The organism is Streptomyces sp. S07_1.15 (genome assembly GCF_020739505.1).
Classification (GTDB): domain Bacteria; phylum Actinomycetota; class Actinomycetes; order Streptomycetales; family Streptomycetaceae; genus Streptomyces; species Streptomyces xinghaiensis.
The window spans coordinates 149,878-160,397 of record NZ_JAJBZK010000002.1 but is presented as its reverse complement, the minus strand read 5'-3'; the positions used below and the strand labels follow the sequence as shown (position 1 = coordinate 160,397).

General features: G+C 69.6%; 8 protein-coding genes. 6 read left to right on the top strand and 2 right to left on the bottom strand.

Annotated elements, in window-relative coordinates; translation table 11 throughout:
• Window positions 1-440 precede the first annotated feature (440 nt).
• Window positions 441-692 carry a hypothetical protein gene (locus LIX60_RS31335; protein WP_227963121.1) on the top strand — a complete coding sequence of 84 codons (252 nt, stop codon included), beginning with the start codon at window positions 441-443 and terminating at the stop codon, window positions 690-692.
• A 343-nt stretch (window positions 693-1,035) separates the two neighbouring features.
• A complete protein-coding gene (locus tag LIX60_RS31330; protein WP_227963120.1) occupies window positions 1,036-3,708 on the top strand; it encodes a DEAD/DEAH box helicase in 2,673 nt (890 codons plus the stop codon).
• A 95-nt stretch (window positions 3,709-3,803) separates the two neighbouring features.
• Here LIX60_RS31330 and LIX60_RS31325 read toward each other — a convergent pair whose 3' ends face one another.
• A complete protein-coding gene (locus LIX60_RS31325) occupies window positions 3,804-4,088 on the bottom strand; it encodes a hypothetical protein (RefSeq protein ID WP_227963119.1) in 285 nt (94 codons plus the stop codon).
• Between the two features lie 178 nt (window positions 4,089-4,266).
• On the opposite strand from LIX60_RS31325, the gene LIX60_RS31320 reads away from it, so the two are divergent.
• From LIX60_RS31320 to LIX60_RS31305, 4 genes are all read left to right on the top strand, one after another.
• Entirely contained in the window at window positions 4,267-4,974 is a 708-nt protein-coding gene (locus LIX60_RS31320) for a hypothetical protein (protein WP_227963118.1), read from the top strand.
• The gene (locus tag LIX60_RS31315) at window positions 4,967-6,943 is read left to right on the top strand and encodes a hypothetical protein (RefSeq protein WP_227963117.1); all 1,977 of its coding nucleotides are present in this window, start codon (window positions 4,967-4,969) and stop codon (window positions 6,941-6,943) included. Before LIX60_RS31320 ends, LIX60_RS31315 begins: the two co-directional genes overlap by 8 nt.
• Before the next feature lie 31 nt (window positions 6,944-6,974).
• Window positions 6,975-9,047, top strand: a complete 2,073-nt coding sequence (locus tag LIX60_RS31310) for a hypothetical protein (protein WP_227963116.1) — start codon at window positions 6,975-6,977, stop codon at window positions 9,045-9,047.
• A 473-nt stretch (window positions 9,048-9,520) separates the two neighbouring features.
• Window positions 9,521-9,772 (top strand): hypothetical protein, encoded by a 252-nt coding sequence (locus tag LIX60_RS31305; RefSeq protein ID WP_227963115.1) that lies wholly within the window; start codon window positions 9,521-9,523, stop codon window positions 9,770-9,772.
• Here the strand turns inward: LIX60_RS31305 and LIX60_RS31300 are convergent.
• A complete protein-coding gene (locus LIX60_RS31300) occupies window positions 9,769-10,206 on the bottom strand; it encodes a hypothetical protein (protein WP_227963114.1) in 438 nt (145 codons plus the stop codon). The genes LIX60_RS31305 and LIX60_RS31300 overlap by 4 nt on opposite strands.
• Window positions 10,207-10,520: the final 314 nt, after the last annotated feature.

The window sequence follows — 10,520 nt, the reverse complement described above, 5'->3', positions numbered from 1 at the left end:
GATGCGCGGCCCGACCGATGGGGACAAAAAGTCCGGCTAGTGGGCTTCCTGATACGGGAGTTGGGGAGTACTGCGCACTCCTGGGCGGGTCCGCTGCGCTCCCCCGCCTGGCGGCCCTTCCGGCTGCGCCTCCAGGGCATGGGGGCCCGCTGGCGCGGGCCGGGCTGGCTACGGGGGTAGGGGGTCGCTCGTTCGCGTGGGTTCCAGTGTAGCGAGTGCATCCAGTAGATTCACCATGTACTGTTGGCGAAAACATGGACACCCCCCAATCACCCGGAAACTCCCCGGAATTCCGAGAGGAACGACCCGCAGATGACCGGTCACCACGAATCTACCGGACCTGATCCCACGCTGAGAAGCGATTCTGTGCGCCAGGTGACGCAGTACCAGACGGCGGGCGTGAACGCCCGGTTGAAGGTGTTCGCGCTCCTGGAGGCAGGGTGCCCAAGAGCGAAGCGAACAACCTGGTGGCCGCGCTGGAGGCCGGGACGGTCACCGGAGCGCAGTGCCCGGTGGTGGAGCTGGACGGCATGGTGCCGGCTTCTCGGGGCGCGCTGTTCTCGGCCGGCTGGGATGACGGCGTGAGGGCCGTGAGCGAGGCCCTGGTAGGCATCGCGGACCAGGAGTGTGGTCCCAGCACGGCGGCCGGGAGTCCGGGGCCGCTGAACTGGCCGTACACATCGCGGACGTGAGACAGCTTACGCGGGCCGACCTCGTCCGGCTGGAGAGGTTCGTCCGGGAGTCCGTGCTGTCGCGCGCCCACCCGCACACCACAGCGCGGCGCCGGGTACTGGAGGCGCTGGGCGAGGCCGGCGGTCTGCACCGCGCGGATGAGGAGCAGCGACGGGGGACGTCATCGTCTGCGCGCTCGATGCCGGTCACTACGACCCGGACGACAAGCCGCCCTTCAAGGACGGAAAGTCCGGCGGCTGGCACAAGGCGGATGCGTCGATCTGGAACGACCTCGGTGCGGCCTGCATTCCGCACGGGGCCATCTGAAAGACCACAGGAATAGGAATCGGGGAGGGCCTAGAAATGCTTTTGGTTCCGCTCAAAGAACACCAGATCGACCAGAAGTTGAGCTTTCGCGACTGGGTTGGATTTCCTGCAAGATCGCCTGTTCCTCCGGAGGGGGCACGTGCGATGGGGGTGTCCGCGACCGGGTCCGGTAAGACGATCACCACCGCTGCGTGCGCTCTGGAGTACTTCCCGGGCGGGCGGATTCTGGTGATGGTGCCCACGCTGGACCTGATCGTGCAGAGTGCCCAGGCCTGGCGGTGGGTCGGGCACCGCGCGCCGATGGTCGCGGTCTGCTCGGTGGACAAGGACGAGGTCCTGGAGCAGCTCGCAGTGCGCACCACCACCAATCCGATCCAGCTCGCCCTGTGGGCCGGGGCCGGGCCGGTGGTCGTATTCGCCACGTACGCCTCTCTCGTGGACCGCGAGGACCCCACCGACGTCACGGGGCGCCGGACTGTCCCCGGGCCATTGGAATCGGCTCTGGCGGGCGGAGAGCGGCTGTACGGGCAGCGGATGGCTCCGTTCGACCTGGCCATCCTGGACGAGGGGCACATGACCGCGGGGGACATGGGGCGACCGTGGGCGGCGATCCACGACAACAGCCGGATCCCCGTGGACTTCCGGCTCTACCTGACCGCGACCCCGCGGATCCTCGCCGCGCCCCGGCCGCAGCGGGGCCGGGACGGGCGGGAGGTGGTGATCGCGTCGATGGAGGACGACTCCCGCACCTACGGCACCAGGATTTTCGATCTCGGGTTGGCGGAGGCGGTGGAACGCTCGATCCTTGCGGGGTTCGAGATCGACGTGCTGGAGATCCGCGACCCCGACCCGGTCCTGGGCCTGTCGGAGGACGCGCTGCGGGGCCGGCGCATGGCCCTGCTCCAGGCCGCGCTGCTGGAGCACGCGGCGCAGCAGAACCTGCACACCACCATGGTGTTCCACCAGCGGGTGGAGGAGGCGGCCGCGTTCGCCGGACAGATGCCGGCGACCGCCGCCGAGCTGCACGCCGCCGAGGCCTCCGCGGCGGCGCTGGCCGGGGCGGAGGAGCTGCCCGCCTCGTCGCTCGACGCCGAGCTGTACGAGCTGGAGGAAGGCCGTCACGTGCCTGCGGAGCGGGTGTGGGCGGACTGGCTGTGCGGGGACCATCCCATCGCGCACCGGCGTGAAGTGATCCACCGGTTCGCTAACGGCATCGACGCCAACAACCGGCGGGTGCACCGGGCCTTCCTCTCTTCCGTGCGGGCGCTGGGGGTCGGGGTCGACATCACCGGACTACGCGGAGTGGAGGCCGTGTGCATCGTCGGCTCGCGCAGCTCCCAGGTCGACGTCGTCCAGAACATCGGACGCGCCCTGCGCCCCAACCCGGACGGCACGACCAAGACCGCGCGGATCATCATCCCTGTCTTCCTGCAGTCCGGGGAGGACCCGAAGGACATGGTCGCCTCGGCCAGCTACCAGCCTCTGGTCGACATCCTCCAAGCCCTGCGCTCGCACTCGGAACGCATGGTCGACCAGCTCGCCTCCCGCGCCCTGACCCGCGGCGCCGAGCGGCGGCGTATCCACGTCCGCCCCTCCCCCGCGGCCGGGGCCGGCCCGGAGAACGGGGACATGCCCGCGGAGAGCAGCGAGGCGCAGCAGGAGGTCGACCGGGTCACCTCCATCGTGATCAATTTCGCCTCCCCCCGCGACGCCGCCGACATCGCAGCCCTTACCCGCTGCCGCGTCATCCGCCCCCAGTCCCTCATCTGGCTCGAGGGCTACCAAGCCCTCACCCGCTGGCGCACCGAGAACAGCATCACCGGGCTGCACGCCATCCCCTACGACGTCGAGACCGAGGTCGGGACGACGAAGGCGTTTCCGCTTGGGCGATGGGTCCACCAACAGCGAAAAGCGCTGCGGGCCGGAGAACTCGATCCCCACCGCAAAACCCTCCTCGACGACGCCGGAATGGTGTGGGAACCCGGCGACGAAGCGTGGGAGAACAAACTCGCCGTCTTCCGCTCCTATCGGCGCGCGCACGGGCACCTCGCGCCCCGGCAAGACGCGGTGTGGGGCGAGGGCGAGGCGATGGTGCCCATCGGGCAGCACCTGGCCAATCTCAGGCGCAAAGGCGCGAAGAACGGCCTGGGCAAAGACCCGGAACGGGCCGCAGAGCGCGCGGCGCAGATGGCGGCGATCGACCCGGACTGGAACTGCCCCTGGCCGCTCGACTGGCAGCGGCACTACCGCGTCCTCTCCGACCTAGTCGACGCCGACGGCGTCCTGCCTGCCATCGACCCCGGGGTGCTGTTCGAGGGCGACGACATCGGACGATGGCTCACGCGGCAAAGAGAAGCGAGCACCTGGACACAACTCTCCGCCGAACAGCAGGAACGACTGACCGCGCTGGGTGTGACGCCCGTCGAACGGCCCGCTCCAGCCCCGGCGGCCCCGCGCGCGACGAAGGGGCCGAGCAAGGCGAAGCAGTCGTTCCAGCGGGGCCTGGCGGCCCTCACTCAGTGGGTAGAGCGGGAGGGTGCCCACAGGCCGGTACCCCGCAGCCACGCTGAGGAGATCGCGGTCGACGGCGAGACGGAGCCGGTGATCGTCAAGCTAGGCGTGTGGATATCGAACACCCGCGCGAGGCGGGACAGGCTCACCGCGGAGCAGCTGGACGCGCTGCGGAAGGTGGGCATGGAGTGGGCCTGATGGAGGTAGCCGCTGGGCCCGGCAGGCCTGTCGTAGTGCTGCCGCTCTTCCCTCAGCGCTGGGGCGGGCCCAACCAGGCCCGCCCTGCAGGGCCCTCAGGCCAGGGCAGCGTGGCCGGCCTCGGTGGCCTCCGTCAGGTCTGGCCGCTCTCCGTTCGCCGGGTGGACAATCCGGACGAGACCCCCGTCGTGCAGGTCAATCACCGCCCTATAGAGCCCGAACTGCTTCTCCTGCCATGCCACGCGCCGAGGGTCTTCCTTGACGGCGCTTCGCTCGAAGTTCGCCGGGTGGATGGTGTGAAAAAAGTCGGAGGCGGCCACGGGCTCTGGTGACTGGGCGATCAGGCGGAGGAGTTCATGCTCGTCGGCATTCAACGTCATGAAGGCAACGTAGAGGCCGGGCTGGGCAAGAGTAACGGATTCCGGGCCTAGGTGTCGGTACCTGGGCGAAGGACAACAAACAGGCCGGCGGCCGTGATCACGCGAACGACTGCGCGTGCAACACCCGGTTTGGTACACGAGGGGTCCAAAAAGGATTACTCGCCGCTACGCTGAGCCGGTGGATCAAGAGCTTCCCACTGCAGACGAATCGGTCACCAGCCGGGAGCAGGATGCGGTGCGCCTGCTACTGCTCATCGATGGTGCGTGCGGGAGCGTCAGCGAGCCTGAGCTTGCCGATCCGGGGCTCGCTGAGGCTGTGGGCGTGGTCCGGACCCAGGTTCGGCTGCAGAAGCTGGATTTCTGGCTGCGCAATCCGGACTACCTCGCCGACGAGCTGCTCACGGAGTACGAGAAGAGCGGCGAGGTGCCCCTGCTGAAGCTGGCGGGCTCGATCTTGGATTCCGAGGAACCGGAAGTACGGCGCTACCCGATGCTGCGCCACCACTTCGGCGCCTACGAGCCCTTGGACGACGCCCTGGCGGTGCTGCGCAGCGCCGGGCTGGTGGCCCGTCGCCGGCGCGGCACCGTCAACCGGGTCCGCCAGCACGACTACTTCCTCCTGGAACCGGGTCGCGTGGTGGCCCGTGAGGTAATCCGGGAGGCGCCGGACTTCCGCTACTACGTCGACCGTGCGCGGTTGGTGCTGGCGCTGGCCGACGGGCTGGGCGGCAGCGAGTTGAAGAAACGGCAGTACCTGCAGCGAGAATACGCCGAGGCGGTGCGGGGCGAACGGATCGGTTCGGTCGCCGTCCGTGCGCGGGTGCGGCTGGGGAAGCTACGGACGCAGGCACGGGCGAAGGGAATTCGGGTGGGGGAAGATGGCTGAGGACGACGATGTCCTGCTGGAGTCGCGGATCGCGGCGCAGGCAGGCGTAGCGGTGGAGAACGTGCGGTCGGTGTTCGCGGGGTACGGCCTGCCGCTGGTCAGTCCTCCTGCCAGGTCCCGGACGCTGCGGCTGCACCGTTTACGGATCGCCGGGGTACGGGCGGGGACGGTGCACCCCGGGCCGTTCGACACCGAGATGCGGTTCTCCGAAGGGCTGACAGGCCTGGTGGCGTCGAACCTGCGGGGGAAGACCAGCGTTCTGGAGCTGGTGACGTGGTGCCTGCGGGGGTCCCCGCGGGAGCCGACCGGGGTGCGCCACTGGCTGCGTGAGCTCGACCTTGACGTCGTGGTGGCGGGCAAGCCGATGGGCTTCCGCTTGGACCTGGCCGACGAGGAGATCTCCTCCGCCGTCGTCCTGTCCGGACCCGAGATCACGGCGCTGGAATCCGTGCGCACGCCGGACAGAGCGCGCGAGATCGTGCCGGTGCTGCGCGCGTCAGGGTCGGACAGCTACTCCGAGCAGGTGCAGGCCCTGATGATGGACCGACTGGACCTGCACCCGCTGGTCAACAGTTTCCAGCAGACCGGGACCCAGACCCACGGCTGGCCGGTCTACTTCGGGGCGGTCTACCTGCCAGCGGGCCGGGACAAGGCGCTGCTCGGTGACGTGGTCACCGGCGGGCTGCCGGGCCGGCTCCTGCAGGTGTTCTTGGACCTGCCCGCCGCCGCCGCGCTGACCCGGGTCAAGACCGCCTCGGACGTACTGACCGCCAAGCGCAAGGCCCGGCTCACCGCCGACAAGACCGCCCGAGACCAGCGCACCGGCGAACGGAAAAAGATCACGGATGATCTGGCGAAGGCGAAAGAGCAGCTCGCCCTGCTGACATCGGCAGAGCCGGGCGAGCAGGAGACCCTGACCGAGCTTGCGGCCCGCGCCGTCCAACTGGCCCGCGGCATCGCAGACGCCCAGGACTCCTGGGAGGAACTGATGCAGGCGCACCGCCGGGCCCGCGTCCAGCGCCAGCACGACGCGAAGCTCGTCAATGACGTCACCGAGAGCGCCACCGCCCGGCTTCTCTTCCACGGGCTGGACCCGAAGGCCTGCCCGCGGTGCGACCAGCCGATCGCGGGGGACCGCCGCCAGCAGGAGCGTGATTCCCATGCCTGCGCGGTGTGCGCCCGGCCGGTGCACGGTGACGACGACACTCCTCAGGAGGTCCTCGACGAGGCCCGCCAGCGGCTGGAGGAGAGCACGGCGGACGAGAAGACCGCCAAGAAGGCCCTCGAAGCAGCCGAGGCCGGGCTGGCGCGCCTGACGGCAGAACTGGACCTGGCTCAGGCGCAGTTGCGCAGTGCGGAGTTCGCGGTCCAGGTACCGGCCAGGGCCAAGGCCCAGGAAGACGTGCTGCGCCTGGAGGGCGCCCTGAGCGTGTTCCCCGAGCTTCCGCCACTGCCGGACGACCCGATCGAGGCCGAGGCCCTGAAGGTGCTCAAGGCTGGCACGAAGATCCTGGAGGATGACCACCAGACGGCCGCCGAGTCGCTCTTCGCCGACATCAACCGGGAGATCGCCGATCTCGGCCGGCGCTTCGGCATCGACTCCCTGGAGTCGGTGAAGATCAACCGTGCCGCCCACCTGGACGTAACGAAAGGCGGCGACCGGCCCAAGCCCTTCGGGGAGCAGAGCCCCGGCGAACGGCTGCGCTTGCGCATCGCGGTCGTGATCGCCCTGCTCCGCGTGGGCGCCGCCCATAACGTGTCCACCCACCCGGGCCTGCTGCTCATCGACAGTCCCAAGGCGGAAGAAGTCCAGGACCTCGATATCCGCAGGCTGCTGGGTGAGCTGTCCGAGCTGGCCGCCCACAATCACCTGCAGGTCCTGATCACCACAAGGGACTTCGACCTGGCCCACGACGTCCTGCCGAAGCAGAACATCATCGAGGCGCCGGAAGGCAAGCCGTTGTGGTGAAGGACCGCAAGCTTCCGGCAGGAGGGCGGCCATGACGCAGCTGGCGGACCGGCTGGACGCACTGGCAGCCTCCGGACAACCGGTCACCTTCCACGCGGTCGGCCTGACGCAGGACGTCGTCGCCGCCGAGGTCGCAGAGGTGGCCGCCGGCCCCTACGCGCCCTTGCTGGCCGAGGCTGTCGCCGCCGTGTTCGACCAGACCGACCCGGTGTGGGCGCAAGCGGCCGGCCTGTTTCCCGCAGGGTTCGCCGGCCAGGGCAGTCTGCTGGCCCTGGCCGAGGCCCTGGAGACCCTGCTGGGCAGCAGTGCCGCCACAATGGCCCTGGCCGGGCCGCTGAACACGGTGCTGCTGGACGGTCTGGCCGACGCCATCGCCCGCGTGCCGCTGCTGGCCGCAGCCCGCCTGGAAGGCGCCGTACGGCTGGCAGCCGCCAACGCTGTCCGCCCCTACCGGGTGTGGGAGGCCCTCGAAGAGCTGCCCGGTGACGGCCCCGAGGACTTCACCGAGCGCCTGCCGAGGATCCTGGGTGTCGCCCTGGACTGCTGGGCCCAGCAGGAAGCCACCGTCAGCGCAACCGTGCGTAACCTGTTGGAGCAGCTGTCCGTCGATGAGGCTGCCGATGTCGATGCGCTGTTCGAGCTGGGCTGCGACCGGCTGCGGAGCGCGCTGTCCTCACACGACCTCGTCGACGTCAGCGGCCGAATGACGGAGGCCAGGCGCTTCTTCTCGGCGGCGCAGGCAGCCGAGGAGGCCCGGGATGACGCGGCCGTGTACGTGGCGGTGTGCGATGCGGTGCTGGGCTTCACCGCGGGCAACACCCCCCAGGTGGCCGAGGCGGCAGACTGCATCGAACAGGCCCTGGAACGCCGAGGCGCATGGCTGCACGGCACCCACCAGCCCGCATGGCTGCAGCCGCGACGCTCCGCGGAGATCGCCTGGGGCCGACTCCTTCTCCAACTCCGGGCGGCCGCACAGACCCTGACGGCGCCCGTGCGGATGGACCAGTGGCAGGCCCTGGACGCGGTGCTCGCCGCCTACCGCGCCACCCGGACCATTCACCCGGTCGGGACCAGCGGCGATGTCACCGGGCTGGCCGCCCTGATCGAGCCGGCCATCGAAGACGGCTTCCTGCGCGAGCAGTCCTTCCTCAACGCCCTCCGGCACGCCGCGGCACACCCGCAGGACTACCCCGGACCGCTGTTCGACGCGGAAACGGCCGCCGTCGTCATCGCACGGATCGACGCCCGTGAGGCCACCACCGACCCCGCCAGGGAGCCCGCGGGCGAGGACGACGAAGAACCCGGACGAGCAGCTGCCTCCGAGCGACTGCACCGCATCGCCCCCACCCTGGTCCTCAAGCTCGGCGGCCACCGCGCGCTCAGCATCGCCGATGGCCTCGACGATGACGCACTCGCCGCCGTTGAAGGCCTTGCCTACAACGGCGATGTCGCCCGGCTGAAGGCCTCCGACCCGCTGATCGTGCCGCTTCTGGACCGCTTCGTCAGGGAACTCTCCGGCCACCCAGAGTTCACCGGCGATGTCCGCCAAACCTTCAGCGCCCTAGTCGAGCAGACGCTGCTGTTCCTCAAGAGCCGCTCCGACCTGACGCGCACCAGCCTCTTCGGAGTCGGCAAGAAGGACGATCCGCCGTACGATTACCGCCGCAAACCGCCGAAGGGCCACAGGAAGGCTGTCGAAGCCGACCTGCAACGCGACTTCCACGGCTGGCTACAGGCCGGGCCGCTGCACAACATCGTCTTCGTCGAGCCGACTGACATGGGAATGGGCCGCGCCGACGTCCTGGTCCACTTCGGCTCACTGCGCTACCTCACCGAGATGAAGCAGGACAGCGACGACAACACCCGCGCCCACATCGAGGCCAAGTACCTCACGCAGGAAGCCGAGTACACCAACACCAACGCACCGTTCGGGCAGCTACTCGTCCTCGACCTCACACCGAAGAGCGGCACCGGAGGGACCCGCCGGATCGACGAACTCACCTGGCTGACCACCCACCGGCCCCAAGACGCCGACACGGACCGCCGCGTACTGGCCGGCATCGTCACAGGCAACCGCCTCACCCCCTCCGCCTACTCCAAGTAACAACACGTCGTAAGGAGACACGTGCCGCTTCCGGGCATGCTGCGAGTTGCCCCTACGGCCGGGGAGACGACGTGGTCGTACCTGTCCCGAGTTGCTGGGCGCTACGGCATGGATCCCGGCGCGCTGCTGCCCTGGTGGACCTGGTCAGGTTCCCGGCCGCGGGACGAGGCCGGTCCGCGCGAGGACACCGAGGTGCTGCTGGCCCGACCGGGCGGGGTCGACGAGCAAGAGCTGGCGCGGGCGCTGCCCGCGTTTGGCAACTGGCCGCAGCCGACCTTTTCCGGCACGCCGGGCGGCCCCGGTAGGGCTGGGCCACACAGCGGCAGGCCGGTGGAGGGTGGCGTCGGCTGGGGAGTACGGGCCGGTGGCGTACGGGTGCCGGCTGTGCACAGCCGCCCGCACCAGAGAGGACACGGTGGTGGTGCGGTACGTGGCACCGTGGCAGCGGTGCCTGCGCCCGCCACCGGCGGTGGATGCTCACCTGCGGTGACGGGCACCGCAACCTCGACCTGCGGGCGAGCCCGGAGGTTGCCGCGGCGCAGCGGGCCTGGCCGAAGGTCGCCCGGACCGCGGCCGCAGCCGGCGCCGATCCGGGGCGGGTGTTCGCTCTCGCCCACGCGGTGGTGTGTGCGTGGTGGGAGCAGGCCCTGGAGTGGGAGCGGGAGCGGACCTGGCCGACCCGGCTGCATGTGGTCGCGGGTGGGGATGCCGGGCCGCGGTTTTAGTGGTGGCGGATCATCTCTCGCGACGCGGTCGTATTCCCCGAGACGGTGGCGCTGGCCGCAGCGCTGCTCGCCATGCCGTTGCGGATCTGCCGACCGTAGTCGAGGTATTCGGCCTGCCGGGCCGTCAGGATCCCATCATCGGCCCCCTGCTTGATGAGCTGGTAAAGCGGCTTCTTCCCCGCGTCCGGGATGCGGTAGCGCAGCACGATCTCCACCGCGATCAGGGAGTGCATGACCACCACGGTGGAGAACTCGTAGCAGTAGTACGACTGGCGCAGCAGCTCACGGGCCGTCCGCAGGACAGTCGCCGCGGCTTCGGGTACGCCGACGGGCACGACCAAGTCCTTAACGAGTTCGTGCATGTCGGCGTAGCTGTCGACGAAGAGGTGGGCGCGTTCGTCCGGGACCGGGAACGGCAGCCGCTGCGTGGTCATCCCCGCAGTCTCCCAGCGACACGCCTCGGGCGGCAGTGGTTTTTCTCCGGGGCGACGCGCAGCGGCCGGGCGGCGACGCGCCGCTCAACGGGGCAGGCCAGGAGCCCGTCGGTGCGCGGTTCAGCGACCATATCGCCGCCAAAGGCGCTGGAGAGCGACCGGCCGCTTTCAGTCGCTGCCCTGGACACTCAGGAAAAAGCCCAGGTCAAAACAAGAAATGGACACCACGGAAGCGACTGAAGCGACTGAAGCTCCCCATCTATGACACGCACGCACGCACACGGGAATGTCTTCATAAGCCCGAGCTCGGGTCG